This window comes from Mesorhizobium sp. M0306 (assembly GCF_040321655.1).
Lineage (GTDB): Bacteria > Pseudomonadota > Alphaproteobacteria > Rhizobiales > Rhizobiaceae > Mesorhizobium.
The window spans coordinates 13,638-38,090 of record NZ_JAMYRY010000009.1; the positions used below are offsets into that span (position 1 = coordinate 13,638).

General features: G+C 63.4%; 22 protein-coding genes and 1 pseudogene. 4 read left to right on the plus strand and 19 right to left on the minus strand.

Annotated features, from left to right (window positions below; translation table 11 throughout):
* Positions 1–129: 129 nt before the first annotated feature.
* From NKI95_RS15260 to NKI95_RS15300, 9 genes and pseudogenes are all read right to left on the minus strand, one after another.
* Positions 130–888 (minus strand): annotated as a pseudogene (locus NKI95_RS15260) (class I SAM-dependent methyltransferase); the annotation flags it as partial.
* Positions 885–1,874, minus strand: coding sequence for a GNAT family N-acetyltransferase (locus tag NKI95_RS15265; protein ID WP_352717712.1), 990 nt, complete (start codon positions 1,872–1,874; stop codon positions 885–887). The pseudogene NKI95_RS15260 and the gene NKI95_RS15265, both read right to left, overlap by 4 nt.
* Positions 1,875–1,881: 7 nt before the next feature.
* Positions 1,882–2,946: a glycosyltransferase family 4 protein gene (locus NKI95_RS15270; RefSeq protein ID WP_352717714.1), complete on the minus strand. Its 1,065-nt coding sequence runs from the start codon at positions 2,944–2,946 to the stop codon at positions 1,882–1,884.
* Positions 2,947–2,966: 20 nt separating this feature from the next.
* A complete protein-coding gene (locus tag NKI95_RS15275; RefSeq protein ID WP_352717716.1) occupies positions 2,967–3,899 on the minus strand; it encodes a glycoside hydrolase 5 family protein in 933 nt (310 codons plus the stop codon).
* Positions 3,892–4,653 (minus strand): TIGR04290 family methyltransferase, encoded by a 762-nt coding sequence (locus NKI95_RS15280; RefSeq protein ID WP_352717718.1) that lies wholly within the window; start codon positions 4,651–4,653, stop codon positions 3,892–3,894. The genes NKI95_RS15275 and NKI95_RS15280 overlap by 8 nt, the downstream gene beginning before the upstream one ends.
* A gap of 2 nt (positions 4,654–4,655) precedes the next feature.
* Positions 4,656–5,456 carry a nucleotidyltransferase family protein gene (locus NKI95_RS15285; protein WP_352717720.1) on the minus strand — a complete coding sequence of 267 codons (801 nt, stop codon included), beginning with the start codon at positions 5,454–5,456 and terminating at the stop codon, positions 4,656–4,658.
* Positions 5,456–6,559 carry a CgeB family protein gene (locus tag NKI95_RS15290; protein WP_352717722.1) on the minus strand — a complete coding sequence of 368 codons (1,104 nt, stop codon included), beginning with the start codon at positions 6,557–6,559 and terminating at the stop codon, positions 5,456–5,458. The genes NKI95_RS15285 and NKI95_RS15290 overlap by 1 nt, the downstream gene beginning before the upstream one ends.
* Before the next feature lie 14 nt (positions 6,560–6,573).
* A complete protein-coding gene (locus tag NKI95_RS15295; RefSeq protein ID WP_352717724.1) occupies positions 6,574–7,170 on the minus strand; it encodes a histidine phosphatase family protein in 597 nt (198 codons plus the stop codon).
* Positions 7,167–8,270, minus strand: a complete 1,104-nt coding sequence (locus tag NKI95_RS15300; protein WP_352717725.1) for an inositol-3-phosphate synthase — start codon at positions 8,268–8,270, stop codon at positions 7,167–7,169. The genes NKI95_RS15295 and NKI95_RS15300 overlap by 4 nt, the downstream gene beginning before the upstream one ends.
* Before the next feature lie 159 nt (positions 8,271–8,429).
* Between NKI95_RS15300 and NKI95_RS15305 the strand changes: the two genes are divergently transcribed.
* Complete coding sequence (locus tag NKI95_RS15305) at positions 8,430–10,262, plus strand: hypothetical protein (RefSeq protein WP_352717727.1); 1,833 nt, start codon at positions 8,430–8,432, stop codon at positions 10,260–10,262.
* A 244-nt stretch (positions 10,263–10,506) separates the two neighbouring features.
* On the opposite strand, the gene NKI95_RS15310 is transcribed toward NKI95_RS15305, so the two are convergent.
* The 8 genes from NKI95_RS15310 to NKI95_RS15345 are packed head-to-tail and all read right to left on the minus strand — an operon-like array spanning position 10,507 to position 19,463.
* Positions 10,507–11,553, minus strand: coding sequence for a UDP-glucuronic acid decarboxylase family protein (locus tag NKI95_RS15310; RefSeq protein WP_352717729.1), 1,047 nt, complete (start codon positions 11,551–11,553; stop codon positions 10,507–10,509).
* Between the two features lie 23 nt (positions 11,554–11,576).
* Positions 11,577–12,686 (minus strand): CgeB family protein, encoded by a 1,110-nt coding sequence (locus NKI95_RS15315; protein WP_352717731.1) that lies wholly within the window; start codon positions 12,684–12,686, stop codon positions 11,577–11,579.
* On the minus strand, positions 12,683–13,777 hold the full coding sequence (locus NKI95_RS15320; RefSeq protein WP_352717733.1) for a CgeB family protein: 1,095 nt from the start codon (positions 13,775–13,777) through the stop codon (positions 12,683–12,685). The genes NKI95_RS15315 and NKI95_RS15320 overlap by 4 nt, the downstream gene beginning before the upstream one ends.
* On the minus strand, positions 13,774–14,904 hold the full coding sequence (locus NKI95_RS15325; RefSeq protein ID WP_352717735.1) for a CgeB family protein: 1,131 nt from the start codon (positions 14,902–14,904) through the stop codon (positions 13,774–13,776). The genes NKI95_RS15320 and NKI95_RS15325 overlap by 4 nt, the downstream gene beginning before the upstream one ends.
* 2 nt (positions 14,905–14,906) lie before the next feature.
* Complete coding sequence (locus NKI95_RS15330) at positions 14,907–16,007, minus strand: glycosyltransferase family 4 protein (protein ID WP_352717736.1); 1,101 nt, start codon at positions 16,005–16,007, stop codon at positions 14,907–14,909.
* Positions 15,992–17,284, minus strand: a complete 1,293-nt coding sequence (locus NKI95_RS15335; protein ID WP_352717738.1) for a TIGR04295 family B12-binding domain-containing radical SAM protein — start codon at positions 17,282–17,284, stop codon at positions 15,992–15,994. The genes NKI95_RS15330 and NKI95_RS15335 overlap by 16 nt, the downstream gene beginning before the upstream one ends.
* On the minus strand, positions 17,281–18,360 hold the full coding sequence (locus NKI95_RS15340) for an NAD-dependent epimerase/dehydratase family protein (RefSeq protein WP_352717739.1): 1,080 nt from the start codon (positions 18,358–18,360) through the stop codon (positions 17,281–17,283). The genes NKI95_RS15335 and NKI95_RS15340 overlap by 4 nt, the downstream gene beginning before the upstream one ends.
* On the minus strand, positions 18,357–19,463 hold the full coding sequence (locus NKI95_RS15345) for an NAD-dependent epimerase/dehydratase family protein (RefSeq protein WP_352717741.1): 1,107 nt from the start codon (positions 19,461–19,463) through the stop codon (positions 18,357–18,359). Before NKI95_RS15345 ends, NKI95_RS15340 begins: the two co-directional genes overlap by 4 nt.
* A 238-nt stretch (positions 19,464–19,701) precedes the next feature.
* Here NKI95_RS15345 and NKI95_RS15350 point away from each other — a divergent pair, with 238 nt between their 5' ends.
* Complete coding sequence (locus NKI95_RS15350; RefSeq protein ID WP_352467978.1) at positions 19,702–19,971, plus strand: hypothetical protein; 270 nt, start codon at positions 19,702–19,704, stop codon at positions 19,969–19,971.
* 24 nt (positions 19,972–19,995) lie between these two features.
* On the opposite strand, the gene NKI95_RS15355 is transcribed toward NKI95_RS15350, so the two are convergent.
* Both NKI95_RS15355 and NKI95_RS15360 read right to left on the minus strand, forming a co-directional pair.
* Complete coding sequence (locus tag NKI95_RS15355) at positions 19,996–20,592, minus strand: response regulator (RefSeq protein WP_352717743.1); 597 nt, start codon at positions 20,590–20,592, stop codon at positions 19,996–19,998.
* Position 20,593: 1 nt separating this feature from the next.
* Positions 20,594–20,791 carry a hypothetical protein gene (locus tag NKI95_RS15360; protein ID WP_352467976.1) on the minus strand — a complete coding sequence of 66 codons (198 nt, stop codon included), beginning with the start codon at positions 20,789–20,791 and terminating at the stop codon, positions 20,594–20,596.
* A gap of 148 nt (positions 20,792–20,939) precedes the next feature.
* Between NKI95_RS15360 and NKI95_RS15365 the strand changes: the two genes are divergently transcribed.
* Positions 20,940–24,044: a CheR family methyltransferase gene (locus NKI95_RS15365; RefSeq protein ID WP_352717745.1), complete on the plus strand. Its 3,105-nt coding sequence runs from the start codon at positions 20,940–20,942 to the stop codon at positions 24,042–24,044.
* Complete coding sequence (locus tag NKI95_RS15370) at positions 24,041–24,400, plus strand: response regulator (RefSeq protein WP_352717747.1); 360 nt, start codon at positions 24,041–24,043, stop codon at positions 24,398–24,400. The genes NKI95_RS15365 and NKI95_RS15370 overlap by 4 nt, the downstream gene beginning before the upstream one ends.
* Positions 24,401–24,453 lie beyond the last annotated feature (53 nt).

The following is a 24,453-nucleotide window of genomic DNA, read 5'->3' on the forward strand; positions in this document are numbered from 1 at the left end:
GCCGTCCCAGTGCCGGAACGGCTTTTCGCCGTCGACGAGGACTTGCATGCCATTTGCATTGGCGAAAGTATGAACGTCGGCGCGATCCAGCGCCGGCGATCCGCGATATGAGTAATTCAAAAGCACGGCCATGCTTGGCCTCTTCAGCACGCGTGCGATTTCCACGAAATGTCGTTCCGCGAGGCCGGCCAGCACGAGATAGGGAAAGCTGTCGACGGCCAACACGCGGTCGAAGCTGGCATCGCGAAAATCGGCAAGATCGAAACCGCGGGTAGGGCGGAATTCTACATTACCGAGCCCGGCGCATCGCCGACGGGCGATCGAGATCATCGCCGGGGATATATCGCTGCCGACGATCCGGTGCGACAGAGCGGAGAGCGCCTGTTCGAACCGACCGATACCACAGCCGATATCCAGTATGTCGCGGCTGCTGCCGGTAAAGCCCCGCCTCTCCAGCCATGCAACGATCTCAGCCGTAGCGGCAGAGAGCTTTTCCTCATTGCCCAGCGACGACAGCTGGACGCTCGCCGCCGGGGAGATCGCCGCCGCCGCGTCAAACCCGGCCGCCAGCCGCTTGACGACCGCATCGTCGGTCTCTCCCTCACCGCGTTCGTGCCGAACGGCACCACCCGTTTTGCACAGCGTGGGGAAGATCTCGGGCCTGCGCTGAAGCAGGTCCGCAATTCGTTGTAGTTTTGCCGTCTTTCGTGGGTCGGCCGAGTGCGTGTTTTGCACGATCTTCGCCAATTCTGCGGCATCAATTCCTGTCTCGAAACGGAGAGCCAGCCTGGCGATGACGGCTTCGACGCCGGCACCGTCTGCCATGCAGTCCTCCAGCACCCGCCTTGCTGATGTCGACCGCCGAGATCCCGGCTGGCTCGCGCTCATCGCCCTTTGCTCCGCGTCCAGATCTTGCGCATCGTCCACCGGTCGACGGCGCCCCAGCTGTATTTGTAGGCCTCTTGTCCGCGCAGAAAATCGAACTCTTCCGCGCCTTCGCAGATCGCCTGCCCTATCGCCCGGCCAATGAGCAGCGCGCCGGGACTTTCCTCCGCATAGCCCGGATCGAAGCCACCGAGATAAGCGTAAGCGCGGCCACGATGATGGAACCCGTAGTAGGCGCCCACGATCGCGCCACCGATGGCGACAAGCCAGCATCGGGCAAGTGCCTGAGCAGCCAGCTTCGGCAGCGCGTGACGGTGGAATTCTTCCACGCGGGTATCGGACAGAACGCCGTCGCCGTGTCCGGCCCAGCGCGCGCGGTGAAGGCGGATCAGGTGATCGAGGAATGTCTGCGGATCGGACAAAGCGGGTTCGATGGAGACCCTGCCGCGTCTCGACGCGGCCCTGTGGGCGCGGCGCAACTGGCGCCTCCGCCGCGCCGGAACACAGCCTTGAAGCGTCTGGTCGCCGGCGAGGGCGAGCACCGGGCAAGCGGCGTGATCGACGGCTTGGCACGATTCGAGCGCGGCATGCCTGATGGCAAGGCCGGCGCTGCCGGGAGGCAGGTCCTGCAAGATCCACTGTGACCAGCCGAGGGAAAGAACCGTGTCGGCGATGCCGACGGCGACCGGTTCGGCGGTTTGGGGAATACAAAGGACATCCAGATAGTCGCTCAACGAAATGCCGAGCGGAAGCAGCCGCGCCCCGGCGACCTGGCATTCCAGATAAAGTGGCGCCAGGCCGACCAGATCGTCGCCATGCCAGACGGCGACCGTCGCTAGCTCGCCGGGAGCGAATGTCCGCCACCATGGCAGCAACCATGCGGGAGACTGGAACGGCGTCGCCGAGGGACTGCGCGACCAGAGTTCCCACCAGTGCGGCTCGAGGGCTTCGAGGTCCGCCGGATCGTCGATGATCTCACTGCGGAGCATGTCCCGCTCACCTCGCCGTCGCGAACTGCCCGCTGTTTGTGCCGAGCTGTGCCAGCGCCCGATAGGCGTCCATGTAGGAGGAAACCATGCGGTCGAGTGAAAAGCGCCGCCGCGCCTCGGCCCGGCAGGTCTCGGGGTCCAGGCCGGGTGCGGCAGCGATGGCTTCGGCCATCTCGTCGACATCCCCGACCAGATACCCGGTCTTGCCGTGCTCGACCACATCCGGCAGTGCGCCATTCGGGAAGGCCACCACGGGGGTGCCGCAGGCGAGCGCCTCCATGGCGACGAGCGAACTGGTTTCCGCGGCAAGGCTCGGGATGACCAGGCAGCGGGCTGTGTTCAGCAGGCGCCGCTTGGCGACAAAGCCGAGCGGACCAAGGAAGCGGCGCCGGTCGTCCAGCCGGGGTTCGACCTCGTCGCGAAAATACGCTGTGTGCGTTTCATAGGGGTAGACCTTGCCACCGATGACCAGCGGCACGCTGGCCTTCTTGGCTGCGTCCAGCGCCAGATGGATGCCCTTTTCCGGGCAGACGCGGCTGAGCACGAGCGCAAAGTCGCGCTTGGCCTGCGGCTCGCTCAGCGCGTCGATGTCCACTCCGTTGGGAATCGGCCCGATCAGCCTGGCTCCCGGTGGCGCGGTCCTTTGCTGAGCCGCCGATACCGCATGCAGCCACAGATCCCCCCGCGCCGGATTGAGAGCGTCGGCCGGATACCAGTCGAGCGGCAAATGCAAGGTCACCAATGTCGGCCCGTCGCCCGGCAGATAGGCGTCGAAATCGATGCCGTGCAAATGAACCACGTCGATCGGCCAGCGCGCGCGCGCAGTAGCAATTGCGGCGCGATGACCACGCTGCGCCCGGCGCTTCGCCGCTTCATCGAGCACGCCCGGCTCGGCCGGCGTCTCGATGAGGACACCCGCAGCGCTCGATCCCTGGCAGCCGATCACGATCGAGCGGTGTCCGGCCTGTACAAGCGCCTGGTCGAGCATCGACAGCACCTGCTCGGCACCACCGACCGCATCCGGCCCGACGGGAGCGAGGGGATAGGCGACGTTGAGGACGGTGAGCGTCATGGCTGGAGAGCCAAAGCTCCTCACGCTGCAGAGGCGCGCAGCCTGCCGACCGAAGGGGCAGCGATGCTGCCGGCATAGCGGCGCGTCATTGCCGCGCAGAACTCGGCGAATTCCTCAGGCACCAGTGGCGGACTGCTGTGGTGCGGCATCAATCCGCGGTGTTCCGGCGTGAAGCAGAAGGTGACCGTCACGTCGAAGTCGGCCAAAGCCTCCATCTGCCGGTCGAACCAGTCAAGCGCGTTGGGCCTGAAGCTGTCGGCCCAGGAAAGCCCGGTGCGCAGATTGGTGACGCCGAGCCGTTTCATCCAGGCGACGGCGTCGTCCAGCCGGTGATCTTCGAAATGGAACCACTGCACCAGTCCCATTGCCGGCGCGTGGTGCAGAAACTCCTCGAACGCGGGCTTTGGCGTGCCGTCCTGACGAAGCAGGCCCATGTAGAAATGGCGGTAATAGGAAGAGCCTTCCGACTCGCGATGGCGCGTCGTCGCTTCCCACTCGCGCGGCAGGTCGTAGAGGCTGTACCATTGGATGCGCGGTGCGTTGCCGATCAGCAATTCCGCGGTCCGGCGCAGGCCCCAGACCTGTACCTCCTCGGCGCCGAAGGTCGATACGCCGACCTCGCTGACCCATACCGGGAGATCGGTAACAGCCGAAATCTCGCCGATCTTCTGCGGCCATTCGTGGATCTGCCAGAGGTTCCAGTCGAGCGGAAAGCCGTGCACCGCGACCGCGTCGACATGATCGAGCACGCCGAATTCCTTCATCCGTGTCATGAAACCGGCATCGATCGGCGAGATGCCGCCCAGCACCTTGATCAAGGCGGGATTCTCCGACGCTATCGCGTCGGCGGCCAGGATTGCCGTAGTGGCGAAGCGGCTCCAGTCGGGGTCGAGCTCGGGATCCCAGTGGGATTTGTTGTTGGGCTCGTTCCAGATCATCGCGGCTTCAATCATTTATCTGTCCTTTCAACGGGTAGACGGCGCCGCCGCCGGCCGGCGCGTCGGCGGTACGGCAGAAATAGACCTCCTGCTCCGGTTGCAGCACAATCTCGAAGCCGGCGCTGCGCAGCATGGCTTCGGTGCAGGCGCGATTGGGAATCCACCAGTTGGTGGGGTCGTCAGCGTAACGATGCTCGATGAAATGCAGCTTTGGGAACTCCGGCCGGTCGAACAGGTCGTGGGTCCAGAAATGATAATTCTGCTCGAGCGCCGGCACGTTGGTGCTGCCGCGCTGCATCGACTGGAAGATCATCAGGTCCCGGGCGACGTGCTCCCGGATCAGATCGAGTGCGAGCAAGGGATGGCGCAAATGGTAGAGCACTCCCATGAACAGCACGATGTCGAACCGCTCATGCAGGGCGCCAACGTCGTAGACCGAGAGCTGCCGGAATTCGATGTCGCAGTCCGCTACCTCAGCGGCAAAGCGCGCCTGCGCCAGGTAAGCCTCATCGAAGTCGATGCCTAGCACGCGTCCGGCGCCGCGGCGTTTCATCTCGATCGAGTAGAAACCCGCATTGCAGCCTATGTCGAGCACCGCCTTGCCGGAAAGATCGGCGGGAATCGCGTCGGCGAATTTGCGCCATTTGATCAGCGGATAGTTGCCAAGGAAATGGTCGGGAGCGGTTTCGATGCCGGCCAGTTCCATATTGTGGAACCATGGGCCGAGCGCATCGATACGGCGGCGGATTTCGGCATCGGAATGCAGCATGGCTAGCCTCCTTCGCCTGCGAGGATAGGAACGTGCTGGTGGCCGGGCAGCGTAATGGCGGCTTGATCGTCCTTGGTCCCGGCGGCGCTTTCAAGCAGCCGAAGTGCGGTGCGGTAGCCGTTGAAGGTGCCGACGTCGACATAGGCGGTGCCAGCCTTGATGCCATAGGCTTCGCCGCCGCCGGCGAGATAGGCATTGACCAGCGTGCCGATATATTCGTCGCTCCGGTCCCGTTCCCGCCACAGCGCGGCGAGCTGGTGAAGGGTGCGGCCGGGCATCTTGAACGCACCCCAAATCCAATTCGATTGGGCATTCTGCTGCTTGACCTGGATTTGCTTCACCCGGTCGTCCTCATCGACAACGACGGCATCGAAGAATTCCGGCTGGTCCACCGGAAACAACAGGAAGGACAGGCCGTCGTCCGGAAGGGCCAGGAAGCCGTTTTCGGGAAACCAGATTGTATCGGGCAGCCCGACCAGAACGGTCTCATCGGCTGCGACGAGCGGTGCGGCGCGGAAGATGGCGTCGCAAAGGCCGACCGGAGAGGGCTGCACCACAAACAGAGCGGCCGCATCGGCATAGCCTGCAGAATAATATTCGAGGATATCCGACTTACCCGAGCCGATGACGAAGCAGATCTTGTCGGCCCCCGCGCGCACCATGCGGCGCACCAGGTATTCACTGACCGCGCAAGGCCGCTCGGTATTGCCGTCGATGCGGCTGCCGACCGGCAGAAGCTCCTTCGAAAAGCCGAGCGGCTGGATGCGGCTTCCCCGTCCGGCTGCGGGCACGATGCCCAACATCAAACTGCCTCCTTCAACGGCTCGCCATGCGTGGAGCCGTGCAGTGCATCGGACAGGATGCGGTCGAATTCCTTCGCCCGCCGCGCCGAGGTGTGTTCGTCCAGCACCCGCTCGCGCGCACGGCGGCGGATCGCGTCAAGCTCGGCGTCGGACAGGTCGAGCGCGGCGACCACGTCGTCGGTGCTGTTGGCCACGACGATCTCTTCACCGGGCCGGAAAAAGGCCTCCAGTCCGGGCCATGTGTCGCTCACCATCGCAGCACCGCAAGCGGCGGCTTCGAACAGCCGGCCGGAAGGACACCAGCCTCGTTCGGCCATCGCCTCGCGGGTCACGTTCAGGGTCAGTCGTGAAGATGAAAAGAAGGCGGGGTGGTCGGCCGGCGGCAGATGCCGGACGAAGAAGATATTGTCGCTCCACGGGAATTCTTGCGGATATTGTGCGCCGCCAATAATGAAACGGCGATCCGGCAGGCGCGCAGCCGGATTGACCAGCAGCCTTTCGACCCCGGCCTGGCGGTCTGCCGCATAGGTCCCGAGATAGGAAAGGTCGCCGGCAAACTCCGGCCTGGGCGGGGCGGGCCGGTGTCGCTCTGGATCGACATGGCCGTAGAGCGGCATGACGCGGCGTGCACCCAGCATCGACCTCAATGCGTCGATCGCGGTTCCTCCCGTGTAGCTCAGCACGAGATCGAAATCGCGAAGCCCTTCCGGCCCGAAATAAGCCGGAGGCTCACCTTGTTCGATCCGGGCCAGCGTCACCGGCGTGTCCAGATCGTAGAAGACCTTCAGCCCGCGACAGGCCTGGTGGGCAAGGCGCGACGCGCTCACGGCATCGGGGCAATAGGAGGTGACGATGACAACATCGGCCTCATTCATTGCCTGCTCGGCAACGTGCTGAATGTCCTGCCAGTCCGGATAAAGGACAATGCTGCCGCCATCCAACTGGTCGAGGTCGCGCGTCCCGGCATAATAGGGAGTGTTGCGTTCGAAGAAGGTGATGGACCAGCCCAGCCCGGCCATCGCCCGGATCAATCCGCGCCACAGCGTGGCGTGGCCGTTGCCCCACGACGATGTCACGGTAAGACCGAAAATGACCATGCGCATCCGGCAATTCCCCGTCAGGCAGCTTCGTTGAGTCTGATCAGCTTCGACCCCCAGTCCCCCCAAACAACCGTGGTGATCGACGCTGGGTCGATATCGAAGCGAAAGCAGTTTCCCAGCGACAGGCCGAGCACTTTGCACACGGCGGCCTTGATGACGTCGGCATGGCTGACCAGTGCGACGCACTGATTCTGGTATGTTCCGCGGACCTGCTCGATCAGCGAGACGACGCGTTGCTGCACGTCCAGCATGGTCTCGCCGCTCGGCGTTCTCGCCTGCTGACGCTGGTCGTTCCACGCTCGCCAGTCGGCATCCTGGTTCAGCTCCTCGAAGGTCTTTCCCGACCAGGTGCCGAAGTCGACCTCATCGAGTTCCTCGCGGATCACGATTTCACCGGCATTGCAGGCGAGCGCGATCGGATTGGCCGTCTCCTGCGTGCGTTCGCGCGGGCTACAAAAGATTGCCGCTATCGCCTCGCGTGCCATGCGGTCAGCCAGATGCGAGGCCTGTGCCCTGCCGGCTTCGCCAAGGCACACGCCGGCCATCCGTCCGGCAAGATAACAGCCGACATTGTCGTGCGCGGCGTGGCGCACCAGAAAGAACGTCGTCGTCATTCCGCGGCATCGAGCATCGGCTCGTCCTTGCCGGCGATGAAAGAGAGCGTGCGCTGGCGGGCTTCCGCGTCGGTGAACTGCTCGGGCGGCGATTTCATGAAATAGCTGCAGGGACCGGTCAGCGCGCCCGCGATACCGCGGTCGAGCGCCAGCTTGGCGCAACGCACCGCATCGATCACGACGCCGGCCGAGTTGGGCGAATCCCACACCTCCAGCTTGAGCTCGGCATTCAGCGGCACACCGCCGAAGGTCGTGCCTTCGACCCGGATATAGGCCCACTTGCGGTCGGTCAGCCATGGAACGTGGTCGCTTGGCCCGACATGAATGTTGCCGGGCTCCAGGGGAACGTCGATCTGGCTAGTGACGGATTGGGTCTTTGAGATCTTCTTCGATTCCAGCCGCTCGCGCTCAAGCATGTTGAGGAAGTCGGTGTTGCCGCCGAAATTGAGCTGGTAAGTGCGATCGATGCGCACGCCGCGCTCACGGAACAGGTTGGCGAGCAGCCGGTGGACGATCGTCGCACCGACCTGGCTCTTGATGTCGTCGCCGATCAGCGGCAGGCCGCGCTGCTCGAAGCGCCGGCGCCACTCCGGCCGCGAAGCGATGAAGACTGGTATGCAGTTGACGAAGGCGCAGCCCGCCTCGAGCGCGCACTCGGCATAAAAGCGCGTTGCCTCCTCCGAACCGACTGGCAGATAGGACACCAGGATTTCGGCGCCGCTTTCGGCGAGGATCTTGCCGACGTTGGCGACCGGCTCGTCGGCCTCCTCGATCTCGTCGCGCAGATATTTGCCGATGCCGTCCAGCGTCGGTCCGCGTTCGACGCGAGCGCCGGTAGGCGCCACATTGGCAAAGCGAAAAGTATTGTTCGGCGCGCTGTAGATCGCGTCTGCCACATCGCGTCCGACCTTGCCCTTGGCGACATCGAAAGCGCAGACCACCTTGATGTCCTTGACATGATAGCCGCCAAGATCGGCATGCATCAGCCCGGGTATGGGCTCATTGCTCCTTGCGTCGCGGTAATAGGTGATGCCCTGAACAAGGGAGGAGGCGCAGTTGCCGACGCCGACTATACCGATTCGAACTTTCTTCGATCCCACGAAACCGCTGCCTATGCTGTTGAAGGTAAGTTCTTCGTGCCAAACCGCCTTCCTCCCGGATTGTTCCTTGCCGGCTGCAAAAATCGTGCAACCGATAGTGGATCAAAGTAGCGCCCGCCGAGTTGTGCAGCCAGGGGTGAGGCAAACCGGGACGGGACAATGATCGTCTATGGCGACCACAAGCGAATTGAGAGCGCGCGACATGTTCGCGGCTCGGCCTGCGACGCGGCCGGGCACATTGCGGACATGCCAAGTGGGATCGAACGCCACGCAGCCTTGGTCGGCCTGTTCATCAGGGCTTCGGAACTGGTCCAGGGCCTCGCCGATGCTGAATTCGAGGCCAACGGCATGGACAGGAATTCCCTACAGCGGATCGCGGGCGCAAATCTCCTGGTCGGCTTGGCCCGGGACGTTGGCAGATCGTGGGGGGCCGGATTCGCCATCGACGGCCCGATCGATGCTGAAGTGCCGCGAATGCTGGCCGAACTCGATTGCGATGGCGAAATCCTGACCGGCACGGCTGAAGGATTTGCCCATTACGCGCTCTATCCGGAGAGCTATTTCGTCGCCGCGCGGCAGTCGGGTCTCGATGCGAACACATGCGTGATCGGCATCCGCAGCATCGGCCTGGGGCTGGCAGCGATGGTGGCGGCAGCCATCGGCGCACCGGCACCCGTCAGCGTCCGTCCGACCGATCATCCGTTTCGCAGGCGGCTTGCCGCCGATCCGGAACTGATCGGCGGCTGGAGGACAAGGCCGTCGGCCGATTTCGCTGTCGTCGACGAAGGCCCGGGCCTGTCAGGCAGTTCGTTTCACGCCGTCGTCGCATGGCTGCAAGCGCTGGGCATCGATGCCGGGCGCATCCATCTGTTCCCAAGCCATTCGGGTGGGCCGGGTCCCGAGGCATCGGCGGACAGTCGTGAGGCATGGACGGTTTGCCAAAAACACACCGCGGATTTCGAACGGACTTTCCCCGCTGGATCCGCTGTCCCGACGTTGCGGGATTGGGTCGCCAGGACGATCGGCAGCACGGAGGTCAGCCTGATAGAAACATCCGGCGGAGAGTGGCGTCGCCTGCACTATGGCTCGCAGGACCATTGGCCACCCGTTCACCGCGGCTTCGAGCGGCGGAAGTTCGTCGCTTCTGCGGGCCGGGAAAAATGGTCGGTCAAATTCGTCGGCCTCGGTGAAATCGGAATGCACAAGGCCGAGACTGCCAGGAGGCTGCACGATGCAGGCTTTGGCCCGGACGTCGCCGGGCTGTGCCATGGCTTTCTCGTCGAGCGCTGGATCGACGGTACAACGCTGGACCGGGCAAGGCATTCGAAAGAAAAGGTGGTCGCTCATCTCGCGCGCTATCTGTCTTGGCGCGCAGCCAATCTGCCCGCCTCCGAGCCGGGTGCCTCGCTGGAGGCGCTTGCAGACATGGCCGTGCAGAATACAAGCGAGGCTTTAGGCGAAAGCCGCGCCACGGAGTTGCGGAACTGGTTCTCGAGACAGGGTCCACCCAAGACCATGCAGCGGGTCGAGATCGACGGGCGGCTTCATCCGTGGGAGTTCATCCTTTCGCGCGGTGGAAGGCTGGTCAAGACGGACGCCCTCGACCATTGCCGATCGCACGATCTGATCGGCTGCCAGGACATCGCCTGGGACATTGCCGGCGCCCGCGTTGAATACAGCCTCTCCAATGCGGCGACTGCGGCGCTCTGCAAGGCTGTGGAAGCGACTACGTCTCGTCCCGTCGATGCCAATCTGGTCCACTACTACGAGCCCTGCTATCTCGCCTTCCAGCTTGGCTTGTGGAGCATGGCTGCACGATCTGGCGATGATCGGGAACAGATCCGGCTGGCGGCCGCGGCAAGACGTTATACGGCGATGTTGCTTCGTTTCCTGGATAACCAAGGGGACCTGCGGCCCTTCGACCAGGATCAGTCCAGCCGGCGAAGCATATCCGCTTCCTTTTCGAGGATGGCCGCTACCTCCTCCCTCTGAAGATGCGTCAGCATCAGGCTCACGCAACATTCCAGATAGGTGATGGAGGCGCGCCGCAGGAAGGCAGCCGTCTCTCTTGCGGCCATTTGTTCGATGTCTTTGGCGGATCGTTTGGGATGCACAATCGTCTCCATGCCGGTACCTTGGCAGAACCAGAAGCTGGACGGGTTGTTCCCGCGACGAGAAAAAGTGACCAAATCCGCAACGACCGCGCGATCATGCAGCGGCCAGACGCTCCCCGCTATCAGGCCGGCAGGTTTTGCAGCCGGCCTGATGCGGAACGCGCGGTGGCGGCAATTCGACGTCTTCTATCGACCATCTGCGCCGTCTCAAGCTCGGCAAAATATCCGATCGTGCGCATCAAACCTTGCCTGAGCGGCACTTTTGGCGACCAGCCGAGAAGCTTCCTTGCACGGGAAATGTCGGGTTGCCGACGACGAGGATCGTCTTGCGGCAGCGGCAGGAATTTCAAGGCGGATTCGGTGCTGGTCATGCGCCTCACCAGGCCCGCCAGTTGCAGGATGGTGAACTCCCCCGGATTGCCCAGATTGACCGGCTGGCGCGGATTGGGATCGACCTCCATCAACCGGATCAAGCCGTCGACCAGATCGGAAACGTAGCAGAACGACCTGGTCTGCAGCCCGTCGCCGAATATCGTCAGCGGCCGTCTCTCGAGTGCCTGCATGATCAGGTTGGAAACGATCCGTCCGTCCGCAGGGTCCATCCTGGGACCATAGGTGTTGAAGATGCGCGCGACACGGATATCGGCCTTTCCCATTCTCAAATAATCGAAACACAGGGTTTCGGCGGTGCGCTTGCCTTCGTCATAGCAGGCGCGGGGGCCGATGCAGTTCACGTGGCCGACATAGTCTTCCTTCTGCGGATGCTGTTCGGGATCGCCATAAATTTCGCTGGTGGACGCCTGCAGGAACCGGGCGCCGTTACGGGCGGCGAGCTCCAGCAGATTGAGCGTCCCGATGACACAAGTCTGCGTCGTGTGGACCGGGTCGGCCTGGTAACGCGGCGGCGAGGCCGCGCACGCCATGTTGAAGATGCGGTCAACCGGTTCGCCAAGCTCCAACGGTCGGCAAATGTCTTGCTTGATCAGCCGAAAATCCGGACGATTGGCGATCGATGCTATGTTCTCCATGCGGCCGGTAAGGAAATTGTCGACGCAGATCACGCGCCAGCCGGCCTGGAGCATTGTCTCGCAAAGATGCGAACCGAGGAAGCCTGCGCCGCCGGCGACAAGCACGGTCTTGGTCCGTTGCGCCTTTCTTGATAGCTGCATCTCTATCTTCTCCCGTCTGCGGGTCATGCTGCGCTCTCGACGTCCAGATCGAGAACAGAACGTGGCGATTTGGCCTGCGCCAGCAGCGAAACGAATTCGCGGGCTCTTGCGATGCTTGTGTGGGCTGCCAGGATGAGCACGCGCGCCTGCTTGGCCATGGCAAGCCGGGCGCCATCGGACTCCCCGGACAGGATTCCGATTACGTCCTCGGTCCTGCGCGCGGTGTGGATCGTCCGCTCTGGAAACAGGCTGTCCAGTCCGGCCCAGCGATCGCTGATGATCGCCGTGCCGCAGGCGGCTGCCTCGAAGAGTCGCACGCTGGGCGACCATCCGGCCGCGATCATGGAACTGCGCGTGACGTTCAACGTGTAGCGTTGGCGGCTGTAAAAGGCCGCGTGATCTGCCGGCGGCAGGTGTTCGATACGATCGACGTTGTCCGGCCAGACGATTTCGCGCGGATATTGCGAACCTGCCACGACGAAGCGGCGCTCCGGCATGCGACGCGCCGGTTCGAACAGCAGGGCCTCCAGCGTCGCCTGGCGGTCGGGGCTGTAGGTGCCGAGATAGCCGAGATCCCAGCGGATTGGATCACCGGTTCCGTGATGCCGTTCCGGGTCGACGGAGCAGTAGAGCGGCTCGGCCCGCCTCGCGCCGAATTCCGCCGTCAGACGGGCAAGCGTCGGCCCGCCGGTGAAGGAGAAGTACACGTCGAAATACGGGACCTGCCGCCTGGCAATGTACTCGCAATCATCGGTTGAAAGCTTTGCCAGCGTGACCGGCGTGTCGATGTCGTAAAAGCAGAACTGACCCGTGCACAGCGATGCCACGACGTCGATGATTTTAGGGCCTTCCGGAACAAAGGAGCCGACGACCACGATATCGGCATCGCGCAGGCAGCGCGCAAAATTGCGGCGAAGATCGTCGATCGTTTCATAGTAGCGTAACGCGCAGAAATCGGGATCGCGCAGATCCCGATGACTTGCGTACCACGGCACGTCGCGTTCGAGAAAGGTGACGCGGTGGCCGAGTTCGTGGAGACCTTTAAGCAGCCCCCGAAAGGTGGTGGCGTGGCCGTTTCCCCAGGATGAGGAGAGCGACAGGCCAAGAAAGACGATGTCGAGCGGCTTCGTCATTCGGCCGCCTCCACGGTCGGACGCTCGAAATGGCGCCTGAAAATGGCGTCGGCCAAAACGGCCCGTGTCGTATAGGTATGTTCACCAAGCACCCGCCGAAGCGCAGATGCCCCGATCGCCTTGGCCCGTTCGGCGCTAAGGCTTTGCGTGATCTCGGCGACATCCTCGCCATCGCGCGCGACCAGGATTTCCTCGCCGGATTTCAGGAACAGGTCTACACCGAGCCAGGCGTCGGTGATGAGGCATGCGCCGGCGCCCGCCGCCTCGAAAACGCGCGTCGCAGGTGAAAAGCCGTTGGCCGCCATGCTGTCGCGGCTGATGTTGAGGACCGCCTTGGCCGTGACGTTCAATGCATTGTGGTCACGCGTGCCGACATGGCCGAGCCATCGGACATTGGCGGGCATCTGCTTGTCGCCCCAGCCCGATCCGCCGAGCAGGAAGCGCTGATCGGCCGAGCGGCTGGCCGGGTCGAGGAAGAAAGCCTCGACGCGCGCCTCGCGGTCCGGCAGCCGGTTGCCGAGAAAGGCGAGATCGCAGGCGAAGCGCCTATCCTTGCCGACCGGATGATGCGTTTCCGGATCGAGCGCATTGTAGATCGGCACGCATTCGGCCGCCCCCAGTGCCCGATAAGCCCAGACCACCGGGTCGCCGCCGCCATAGGTCAGCACGAGGTCGATTTCCTGCAGCGCGCGATGCAGCGGATGGTCGGGCTCGTCGCGCAACTGGCCAAGCGTCGCCGGCGCATCGACATCCCAGAATACGGTGAGCGCATCGGCACGGGCGTGATCGAGCACCGCCCGCAGCAGCGCGTCGTCGGCGAATCCGACGCCACTCGCCTTGACGACGATATCCGCCTCCGCCGCCCGCGCCGCCACCTGCATCATGGCATGCGGGGTGGCCTCGTAGACGACGACGGCACACCAGTCCGGCGCTTCGATGTCGCGATTCTTCTGGCGATCGTAGACGTCCGGCTCGTAGAAGGTGATGTCATAGCCCAGCTTGGCCAGGGCCTTGAGCAATCCGCGGTAATAGGTGGCCGCGCCGTTCCAATAGGTCGACAGCAGGCTCGATCCGTAAAATGCGATCTTCATTCGGCGGCCTCCTTTGCAAGGATCGTGTCGGCGGCTTGGCGGTGCCCGCATTCGGCGAGCACGCCGAACAATTCATCCGCCCGGTGCCGGCATGTGTGCCGTGAGCGGATCGTCTCGAGGCCCGATGTCGCCAGAGATGCGGCGAGATCCGCGTCACGCAGCACGGCGCGAAGATGATGCCGCATCTCGAAGCCGGTGTTTGCAAACAGGAAATCGGTGCCCGGCCTGAACAGACGTTCGACATCGGACCACGGCGCCGAAACGAGTGGGATGCCGCAGGCGAGCGCCTCGAACATGCGGATGGTCGGGATGCCGGGCAGGCTTTCGCGATATGGACGCCGCGGGATGTGAACCGTGATGCGGTTCGCCGCGAATGCCTTCGGCACGTCGGCATTGGCGATCCAGCCTTCGTAGCGCAGGCCGGCGGCGGCGAGGTCGGCGAGCGCCTCGCGTGGATAGCGGACGCCGTGGACAGTGCCGCTCAGGCCAAGCTCATGCACCGGGTCGACCAGGAATTCCCTGATTTCGGTGCTGCGCTCGTCGTCGCCCCAATTGCCGATCCAGATCAGGTCGGCGCTACGCTCGATTTCAGGATGGGGCTGGAACAGATGGTCATCGGCTGCCTCGTGCCAGGTGAAGACCCGCTTGCCCCATCCGGCGCGAAGATAGCTTTCCCGCAGCGCCTCGCCGAAGGCGAGCACGCCATCATAATGTTCAAGCTGCAAGGCGGAAATCGCTTGCGTGGCCGAGATGGCGCGATGGTGCGTGTCGTGGAACAGCAGCGTGAAACGGCCGCCAATTGCTTTCGCCCTTCCCAGCCGCGCGACAAGGTCCGGCTCGGTCCACTCATGCACGATCACCACATCGGCATCGGAGATCCAGGCTTCGTGGTCGAAGGCGGTGTCATAGGTGACCGGCATCAACTCGGGAAAATCCTTCCGGAATCGCTCGATCGCGAAGGACCCTTTCTCGGCCAGCAGGTTCGACCGGCTCCAGCCGTCGGCCGGCTCCAGCGCAATAGCCTGGTGCCCGCGCGCGACCAGCTCACGCATGATGCCGCGCAGGAAATGTGCGTTGCCGTGGTTCCAATCGGAAACGATCGAATGGGTGTAGAACAAAAACCGCATAATCAACTATCCGCCACGGTGGCCAGGGCCGCCTTGTCGTAGACGCCGCGCATGGCGGTCGCCTGTCTTGCCAATGAAAATCTGCGGCTTCGGCGGGCGGCTGCTTCACCGAGCTCTCGCCGGCGCTGCGCGTCGCTGCAAAGGCTATTGATGCATCTGGCGAGATCGCCCGGATCGCGCGCGTCGTAGAACATGGCCGCGCCGTCCCACAGTTCGCGATAGGTCGAAATATCGGCGAGCACCAGGGGCGTCGCCGACATCGCGGCTTCCAGCGTGGCCAGACCGAACGGTTCGTAGAGCGACGGCGATACGAAAATGCCGGCCCGGGCCATCAATGAGCGTACCTCTTCATGTGGCACCGGCCCGACGGGAACCGCATGACTGAAGCCAACATGCTGGCCGTCCGGGCCTTGCAAGGAGCCGGCAACGAAAACCGGCCATTGCGTCAGGGAGGCGGCCTGGTCAAGCACCGCCGCGTTCTTTCCTTCATCCCACCAACGCGCGGCGGCGAAAACGACCGATTCCCGCCTCTCGCCCTTCGCGCCGGGCCGCGCGCCGTTGCCGACGACGCTCAGCCGCGTGATCGGCCCGTAGCAGGTTTCGAGCATGTCGGCATGGCTGCGGCTCGGTGCAACGACCATGCCTGCTTTGTCGAAACCGCGCCGGTTGCGCTCCTTCTGCCAGGCCCATTCGCCGTCCGCCGCCTGTCCCTTGACGGCGTGGAACCATGTCACCACGCAGGAATGCGACACCGCCACGACTGGGCAGGGCACGTCGAGCCCCGCCGCCTGCGTCGGCGCGTTTAGATGGACGATTTCGATGGCGTAGTCACGGATGAGTGGGTGCAGCTCCTGCTGCAGTGCGTCGAGGTCGTGCTCGTTGCGGGTCATCCAGTCGGGCGGCGTGTTAAGCCATGTCAGCGCCGCGAACGACTGGGCCTCTTCGGCCTGCTGCCTGGACGGTTCCGGACCAAGCCCGGCAAGCACAACGCTGTCGCCGCCGGCGACCAGTTGCCTGGCCAGATCGAGCGCATAGCGCCAGACGCCGCCAACCGCATCGACAGTCATCAGGATACGCCGTGGCGGGCTCAGTGTCCGCAACATGTGGCCTCCAATTCGGCCAGCGGACGCGGACGCTTCTCCTGGATGTCGCTGAACGTTCGGAAGGATGCGAGGTAATGTTCATGCGCGCGCTCCCAGGCGAGATCGTCGGGCTCGCCCCAAAGTTCGCGATAGCTGGGCGAACTCGGATAGGGATAAAGCGGCACCGGCTCGTTGGCCCAAACGCCGTTGTCGATCAGGTGCTTTCGCCAATAGTCGACCAGCGCGGGGTCGTCCTCGACCACGCCGATCAGATTGGCCTGCACGAACGGCACGTGGCGCCTTGCATCGACCAGCAACGCAGCCAGTTCCTCGGTGCCCAGCCGGCAGCGTTTTGCCAGCATGGCTCGGCCTTCCACCGTCAGGCTTTCGAGGCCCGCCTCGATCGAGACGCAGCCGGCAGCGCCGAGCAGCCTCAGCAGTTCCGGTTTCCAGAGGTCGATACGCGTCTGCACGCCGAACTTCACATCGCGATCGACCAGCGCTTCCAGCAGCGCCTTTTGCGGCAGGAAGATCTCGTCGATGAAGTAGATGTAGCCGACGCCCTGTGCGATCAGCCGGTCGATCTCGGCGATCACTGCTTCGTGGTTCCGTCTGCGGTAGGCGTCGCGGAAATCGATCTTGGCGCAGAAGCTGCAATTATAGGGGCAGCCGCGCGACGCCTCGACCTCCGCGCCGAAACCGACCTGGTCGTCGTCGAAGCGGTGATGATGGTGCTGATGGGCGGCAATCCAGTCCGACGGCCATTCGAGCGCTGGGTGATCGATGAACGAGCTCGCATGCACGCCGCCGTTCGAAACCAGTTCTCCATCCTTGAAATGGGCCGTGGACGGCACTGCGCTCCAGTCGTCGCGCCGGGCAAGTTCCGCGACCACTTCCTCGCATTCGCCGCGCACGACGATGTCGACGCCAAGCTTGCGCAAAGTCGGCGTCGGCGTCGCCGAGCCATGTGGCCCGATAGCGACGGTGCGGCCGCCGCGCCCGGCAAGATGGTTGAGGAAATCAGCCGGCACGCGCAACTCGGGCGGTGCGCAGCGCCAGAACAGGTAGGTCGGCGCGGTGCTGACGACGGTCATGCCAGGCTCGAAGGCGGCGACGCGATCGGCAAGCGCGGTGTTATCGAGCTTCTGGATCTGCCCGTCCAGCATCAGCACCTTGTGGCCGGCGGCTTCGAGCAAGGCTTTCGAATAGCCGAGTTCGAGCGGCAGATGCGGCTGCCGGCAGCCGAAATAGATGCTGTCCTGGTAGGTCCAGGACGGATTGACCAGAGCGACCTTCATGCCACGTACCTCGCCGGTTCGGGATGCGGGTCGAGGCGATGACGCTGCAGCCAGTCGGCGAGGTCGCGAATGCCGTTTCGCCACGAGACGTGCGCTTTCCATCCCAGCGCCGCCTCGATCGCGCGTGTGTCGGCGACGAAGAACGGTTGATCGCCGGTGCGTTCGCGGTCGTAACGGATCGGAACGTCCCGTTTCGTTATGTCGCGAATCTCCTTCAGCAGCATGCGCAGGCTGACGGCGTTGTCCGGTCCGCCGCCGAGATTGAATGCTAGGCCCTTGACTGCCTCGATCCGGTCGAGCACCGCGCGGTAAGCCGCAACCGCGTCGGCAACGTGGAGGATGTCGCGCACCTGCTTGCCGTCGCCATAGATGGTGATCGGCCGGTCGGAGAAGGCGCTGAGCAGGAAATGGGCGACCCAGCCCTGATCCTCCGTCCCGAACTGGCGCGGGCCATAGATGCAGCTCATGCGCAGCACCGCCGTCGGCAGATCGTATGACTTGGCGTAGTCGAGGACATATTGGTCCGCCGCGCCCTTGGAGCAGCCATAGGGCGTGCAGAAATCGAGGCCGCGCGTCTCGTCGACGCCGTGCGCCCGGATGCCCGCGTCGCAAGGCGCGTATTTGCCATCCTCTTCGCGCATGGCGAGGTCAGCGAGGCGGCCATAGACCTTGTTGGTGCTGGCGAAAACGACGGGGATGCGCTTGCCGCCGCGGCGAGCGGCTTCCAGGACGTTGAATGTCCCGCGCAGGTTGATGTCGAAATCCTCGTCCGGCCGAACCAGGCTCGTGGTGACGGCGGTCTGCGCGGCAAAGTGGAAAACCGCCTTCGAACGCGCCACCAGCGGCATCAGCGCCTCGGTGTCACGGATATCGGCGATTTCGGCGGCGAGGCGGTTGCCGTGCTTTTGCGTCAGCCATTCGAGATTCTGCTCGACGCCGGGACGGCTCAGATTGTCGATGACCAGCACCGGTTCGCCGTCCGACAACAGACTGTCGGCGAGGTTGGAGCCGATAAAGCCGCTGCCGCCGATAATGGCGACGGGCGCTTCGCGAAAATCGGGTGAATCCGGTCTCATGACACCAGCCCTCGCGCTTCGAGTTCCCGCTTCATCTCGGCGCTGCGATCGATGGCGACCGTGTTGCGCACCCACGCGACGAAATCCCCGAGCGAATGCTCCAGCCGGTACTGCGGCTGGAAGCCGAGCAGTTCGCGCGCCTTCGAAATGTCGGCAAAGCAGTTGCGGATATCGCCGGAGCGTGCCTTGCCGAGGATTTCCGGCTGGCGGCCAGGCACGCCCATTGCTTCGGCGAGCAGTCGGGCGACGTCGCTGACCGCGTAGGCTCGCCCGCTGCCGATGTTGATGACATGGCTGCGCGCCTGGGGCTGTTCCAGCGCCAGCCGGAAGGCGCGGGCAACGTCGCGCACATGCACGAAATCGCGCTTCTGTTCGCCGTCCTCGAAAATCAGCGGCCGCTGGCCATTGGCGATGCGCGAGGCGAAGTTCGCCAACACGCCGGTATACGGGTTCGAGAGCGCCTGTCCGGCGCCGAAGACATTGAACAGGCGCAGCGCCACCGCGTCGACGCCGTAGGTTTCGCCGAAGATCAGTACGGCGCGTTCCTGGGCGTATTTTGTCAGTGCGTAGATCGAGGCGAGATCGACCGGTTTCTGCTCGTCGGTCGGCAGCGGCGACAGGACTTCACCTTCCGGCGACAGGGGATTCCATTGGCCGCTGCGGATGTCGTCCGGCTGCCGTCTTGCATTGTCGATGCGCCGGCCGTCCGGCGTGGCATAGAGACCCTCGCCATAGACACTCATCGACGACGCAACGACGATCCGTTCGATCGGCCGTTTGATCAGTGCCTCCAGCAACGTGGCGGTGCCGAGGTCGTTGGCGCCGACATAGCGGGCGATCTCGTACATGGACTGGCCGACGCCCACTTCAGCCGCCAGGTGAATGATCGCGTCGACATCGTCGACCGCCTCCGTGATGGCGTCGCGATCGCGAACGTCGCCTTTGATCAGCTTGGCGCCTGGCGGCAGGCTGATTGCCTCGCCGCCATGCACCTGGTCCAGCAGTGCATCGAGAATTGAAACCCCATAGCCATGTTCAACGAGTTCCTGGGCGACGTGGCGGCCGATAAAACCGCAGCCTCCCGTGACCAGTATACGTTTCACGACAACTCCTCATACGAATGGCTTTGCCGCCCCAAACTTCCGGGCGAAAGGTTTGTTCCCTTGCTTCAACAAAGTTCAGGAGGCTCGCCGGGGTAGGTTTCAACCAGGCGTGGGAACATCGAAGGCTGCTTGGTGTTAGGAGCCATGTTCGACCAACCGCGCGCACATGCCGGGCAGCGATGCATCTGCTGGTTGTGCAACGCGGGGGATCTCGCGGTGGAATCGAAGGGAGATTGCGATGTCTGAATCGAAGACGACCACCGATCATGACGAAATCCGCCGTTGGGCCGAGGACCGCGACGGGCGGCCGGCGGTGGTGCGCACCAAGGGCGAGGGCGGCATACTGCGCATCGATTTCGGCGAGCCTGAAGAGACGTTCGAGCCCGTCGAGTGGGACGAGTTCTTCAGGATATTCGATGAGAACGAACTGGCCTTCCTCTACCAGGATGAGACCAGCGGCGGAAAAACCAGCCGCTTCAACAAATTCGTCGAACGCAGCCGGAAGTAGAGTCGCGACAAACAGCGGCTGCGGTCAGTGCAGCAGGCTTGGCCCGCGTGCCCTGACGATGTTTCGCATGATGCCGTTGAGCCAGTCCTCGGTGGAGGAGCCGGATCGTCTCTTGTCGATTTCGCCGATGGCCTGCTCGAGCGTTCGCTCGACCAGCCGGTCGGAAGCATCCATGTCTCCCAGCAGCAGACGTGCCGCGAGCCGGAGCTTAGGCAGCAGCGAAAATACGTCGTCTGAGGGCTCGGACGCTCGGCCTCCCTTCGATGCCGTCGTCTCGGCTGGGAAAAGAGCATCGAAAACAGCCTGGCCGTCCGAGGATTTTCGGAGGCTGCTGGCATACCGGAGGCGCTCAGGAATAACGATGTCTTCGTCGCCGCTGAAAAACACGAACGGCACGCCACGGCGCATCAACTCGTCGGCGATCGGGAACACTCGTCGGCCGTTGAGATTGACGTCCAGGATCGCGGCTTCCGCCTCATCCGTATGTTTCGATGCCTGTTCGATCGTCGCCACTGGGCCAAGCACGACGGCGCCCATCTTGCTGAAATAACGTGCAAGATCGCCCGCCAGCATCCATTCGTCCTCGACGATCAGGATATGCAAGCCTTGCAGGTCGCGCACCTCATTGTTCCTTCTTCCTGCGGGTTTTACGGCCGTCGGCGCAGACTTGTTCAAAGTGGCTGGCCAGGAGCTCTTGCAATCGTTCCGCGAGCGCGAGCAGGCGAGGCGGAATGTTTTCAGATACGGGGAACTTGGTCAGATCCGGCGAGGGCAACAGGATTTGCTTAGCCCGCTTTATTTCAGGTGGTCGTTTTGCCATTGGAACCGCCTCCAAAGTCAAATGTTAATGCCCACCGGCGGTGCTTTGTTCCGTTGGTAGACTATTCGCTGGCCTGAGGCTCGGCCCGGTCTTAACCTAAGGCCCGATTTGACGGTCTCGTGTTCGCGGCTGTTACCAGAGGCGTGGCGTGGCATTCCAGAATGGAAGATTTCCCGTTGTCGGCGTCGGCGCATCGGCCGGCGGCATTCCCGCGATGGAGGCCTTGTTCAAAGGACTGACCGGCGGCACCGGCATGGCGTTCGTCGTCGTCACGCATCTCAGCCCGGAGCGGGAAAGTCTGCTGCACGAGGTCATCGGACGTTACACCGAAATGCCGGTCGTCGTGGCCGAGGAGGGCGTGGCGGTCCAACCGGACCAGGTCTATGTGATGCCGCAAAACGTCGTCCTCACCATCCGCAAGGGCGCGCTTTCGCTGCGCCGGCCGAACACGCTCAACCGCGAGCGCAAGCCGATCGACATCTTCTTCAGCGCATTGGCCGAGGACCAGGGCGAGTATGCCGTCGGCATTATCTTGTCGGGTGGCGATTCGGACGGCACGCTCGGCGCCAGGGCAATCAAGGAGCATGGCGGGCTGACGATTGCCCAGGCGTCCAATGGTTCCGCCCCGCGCAATCCGGACATGCCGCAGAGTGCGATTTCGAGCGGCCTGATCGACATAGCGGCGCCCGCCGAGCAGATCGGGGCAAAGCTTCAGGCGTTTGCCCGCGGCTTCGAGGTGCTGAGCGGACTGGCCGAAGCGGACGACGAGCACAAGGCCGAGATGGATCGGGCCCGCGATGAAATCTACGCCATTTTGCGCAGCCATTCCGGGCACGACTTTTCCGGCTACAAGCCCAAGACGTTCCTGCGTCGCGTAAAGCGGCGCATGCAGATCACGCAGCTGCAGTCGATCACCACCTACATAGAGCGGCTGAAGAGGGATCCCGACGAGGTGGCGAAGCTGTTTCGCGACCTGCTCATTAATGTCACCAGCTTTTTTCGCGACGCCGAAGCGTTCAAATTGCTGGAGGACAAGATCATACCGCAGATTTTCGAAGGCAAGAGCGCCTCCGATGCGGTGCGCGTCTGGGTGCCCGGCTGCGCCACTGGCGAGGAGGTATTCTCGATCGGCATGCTGATGCGCGAGCGCATGGAGAAGCTTTCCGCGGCGCCGCGCGTCCAGATATTCGCGACCGACATCGACGAGCCGGCGCTCGCCGTGGCGCGTGCGGCGCGTTATCCCGAAGCGCTGCTGCACGGGCTATCGGCACAGCGCAGGCAACGCTTTTTTCACAGCGACGGCGAGAGCTATGTGCTGGGCCAAGAGGTGCGCGAACTCTGCATTTTTTCGCCGCACAGCGTTATCCGCGATCCTCCCTTCTCGCGCATCGACATGATTTCGTGCCGCAACCTGCTGATCTATTTCGGCCCGCACATCCAGAACCGGGCCATTCCGATCTTCCATTACGCGCTGAGGCCGGGCGGTTATCTGTTCCTCGGCACGTCGGAAAGCGTCGGTCAGCACGGCGACCTGTTTGCCACGGTCGACAAGAAGCACCGGATATTCCAGGCGCGGGAACATGCCACGCCGCGGCCGCCGGTCCTTATCGGCAATGGCCGCGCGGATGTCCGTCCGGTCGGACGCGGCGGCTCGAAGAACGATGCCGCCAGTCATTCGCTCCGCCAGGCGATCGAGGCTCAGGTGCTGGAGCGGTTCGCCCCGCCTCACGTGCTGGTCAATGGCGATGGCGACATCGTCTACTATTCGGCACGGACGGGCAAATATCTGGAAGCGCCGCAAGGCGCCCCGAGCCGGCAGCTGCTGACCCTGGCCCGCCGCGGGCTGAGACTTGAGCTGCGCGCCGCGTTGCGGGAAGCAGCCACGACGCGCCGCACGGTCGTGCGGGAGAACATAGCTGTCGACGAAGACGACGGACAGCTTCAGTTCATTACACTGACGGTCGAACCGTACACGGAGCGCGGCAATGGCGAGCCCCTCTACCTCGTCCTGTTCAATCCGGTGGGACAGGCCCAGCTACGCTCCGAGCGGGCACGCGAAAGCCGCGGCACCGACGATGCGGCCGATCTCGAACGGGAGTTGCGCGACACACGCGAGCGGCTGCAGTCGACCATCGAGGAATACGAAACCGCGCTGGAGGAAGTAAAGTCTTCGAACGAGGAACTCGTCTCCGTCAATGAAGAGGCGCAGTCGACCAATGAGGAGCTTGAGGCCTCGAAGGAGGAGATGCAGTCGCTCAATGAAGAGCTCAACACCATCAACGCGGAGCTGACTGGCAAGATAGAGGAACTCGATCGCGCCAACAGCGATCTCAGAAACCTGTTCGAAAGCACGGAAATCGCCACCATCTTCCTCGACCGCAACCTTGTGGTGCGGACCTTCACTCCCGCCGCGTCGTCGTTCTTCAACTTGCGTCCATCCGATGTCGGCCGACCGCTGACCGATCTTTCGAGCCGGCTCGACTACCCCGAGCTGAAGCGGCACATCCAGGCGGTGTTCGAGACGGGAGAGACCCTGAACCATCATCTCACGCGCGACGACAAGGGCCGGTTCTACCTGGTTCGCATCAACCCTTACCGGGACAAAGGCGGCAGCATCCAGGGCGTGGTCGTGACCCTGATCGACGTGACGACACTGGCGCAGGCGGAAGAGCGTCAGCAGGTGCTCATCTCGGAGCTGAACCATCGCGTCAAGAACATGCTGGCGGTCGTCGCCAGCATCACCAACCGGACACGTGAAAACTCGGCGTCGAAAGACGAGTTCGCCGACGCCTTGATCGGCCGGCTGCAGGCGATGTCACGAGCCTACAGTCTGCTCTCGCGAGAAAGCTGGACCGAAGCTTCCGTCGAGGAACTGCTGCGCCAGGAACTCGATCCCTTCGGGGCCGAACGGTTCGAACTCCATGGCAAACGGGTGAGCCTCAAGCCGGTACAAGGGCTTTCCTTCGGCATGGCAATCCATGAACTGGCGACGAATGCCGCTAAATATGGCGCACTGTCGAAACCTGCCGGGCGGATAGTCGTAAAATGGTCGGTCGCAGACGGAACCTTCAGGCTCACTTGGCGCGAGAAGGGCGGCCCCCGCATCAAGGAGCCAACCGACAGCGGCTTCGGCCTTACCCTTCTACGTGGCGAAATCGGCTACCGGCTGGGCGGAAAGGTTGAAACAACTTTCCACTCAAATGGTTTGGAGGCGGAAATCGCATTCCCTCTGACCCGCGAGGGCTCGTCGTGACCGGACAGATGCGCGTGCTGATCGTCGAGGACGAATGGCTGATCGCCGACGACGCGGCGGCTTACCTGCGCAAAGCCGGCCATCAGGTGGTCGGGCCTGTTTCGTCGGTGACGGCAGCACTCCGGCTCGTTGGCGAAGGCGGCATCGACGCGGCGTTACTGGATATCCAGTTGAACGACGAGACCAGCTATCCGATCGCGGAAGCGTTACGGACCTGCGGTGTTCCGTTCGCCTTCCTCTCTGGGTATGGCGAACGCGAAATTCCGGCCGGGTTCCGCACTTGCAGGATCGTGCAGAAGCCGGCGAGCCAGAGTGCGATCCTGAATGCCGTGGATGAACTCGCGCGAGCCTGCTGAGGTCACGATTTTGAAAGTCGCGCCAGGTCACATCGGCGTGGTGCGTGCCCGCC

Excerpts from the sequence above, each read along its gene's own strand:
- NKI95_RS15265 (WP_352717712.1), bottom strand. The coding sequence starts at position 1,874 with ATGCTCCGCAGTGAGATCATCGACGATCCGGCGGACCTCGAAGCCCTC.
- NKI95_RS15270 (WP_352717714.1), bottom strand. The coding sequence starts at position 2,946 with ATGACGCTCACCGTCCTCAACGTCGCCTATCCCCTCGCTCCCGTCGGG.
- NKI95_RS15275 (WP_352717716.1), bottom strand. The coding sequence starts at position 3,899 with ATGATTGAAGCCGCGATGATCTGGAACGAGCCCAACAACAAATCCCAC.
- NKI95_RS15280 (WP_352717718.1), bottom strand. The coding sequence starts at position 4,653 with ATGCTGCATTCCGATGCCGAAATCCGCCGCCGTATCGATGCGCTCGGC.
- NKI95_RS15285 (WP_352717720.1), bottom strand. The coding sequence starts at position 5,456 with ATGTTGGGCATCGTGCCCGCAGCCGGACGGGGAAGCCGCATCCAGCCG.
- NKI95_RS15290 (WP_352717722.1), bottom strand. The coding sequence starts at position 6,559 with ATGCGCATGGTCATTTTCGGTCTTACCGTGACATCGTCGTGGGGCAAC.
- NKI95_RS15295 (WP_352717724.1), bottom strand. The coding sequence starts at position 7,170 with ATGACGACGACGTTCTTTCTGGTGCGCCACGCCGCGCACGACAATGTC.
- NKI95_RS15305 (WP_352717727.1), top strand. The coding sequence starts at position 8,430 with ATGATCGTCTATGGCGACCACAAGCGAATTGAGAGCGCGCGACATGTT.
- NKI95_RS15310 (WP_352717729.1), bottom strand. The coding sequence starts at position 11,553 with ATGCAGCTATCAAGAAAGGCGCAACGGACCAAGACCGTGCTTGTCGCC.
- NKI95_RS15315 (WP_352717731.1), bottom strand. The coding sequence starts at position 12,686 with ATGACGAAGCCGCTCGACATCGTCTTTCTTGGCCTGTCGCTCTCCTCA.
- NKI95_RS15320 (WP_352717733.1), bottom strand. The coding sequence starts at position 13,777 with ATGAAGATCGCATTTTACGGATCGAGCCTGCTGTCGACCTATTGGAAC.
- NKI95_RS15325 (WP_352717735.1), bottom strand. The coding sequence starts at position 14,904 with ATGCGGTTTTTGTTCTACACCCATTCGATCGTTTCCGATTGGAACCAC.
- NKI95_RS15330 (WP_352717736.1), bottom strand. The coding sequence starts at position 16,007 with ATGTTGCGGACACTGAGCCCGCCACGGCGTATCCTGATGACTGTCGAT.
- NKI95_RS15335 (WP_352717738.1), bottom strand. The coding sequence starts at position 17,284 with ATGAAGGTCGCTCTGGTCAATCCGTCCTGGACCTACCAGGACAGCATC.
- NKI95_RS15340 (WP_352717739.1), bottom strand. The coding sequence starts at position 18,360 with ATGAGACCGGATTCACCCGATTTTCGCGAAGCGCCCGTCGCCATTATC.
- NKI95_RS15350 (WP_352467978.1), top strand. The coding sequence starts at position 19,702 with ATGTCTGAATCGAAGACGACCACCGATCATGACGAAATCCGCCGTTGG.
- NKI95_RS15360 (WP_352467976.1), bottom strand. The coding sequence starts at position 20,791 with ATGGCAAAACGACCACCTGAAATAAAGCGGGCTAAGCAAATCCTGTTG.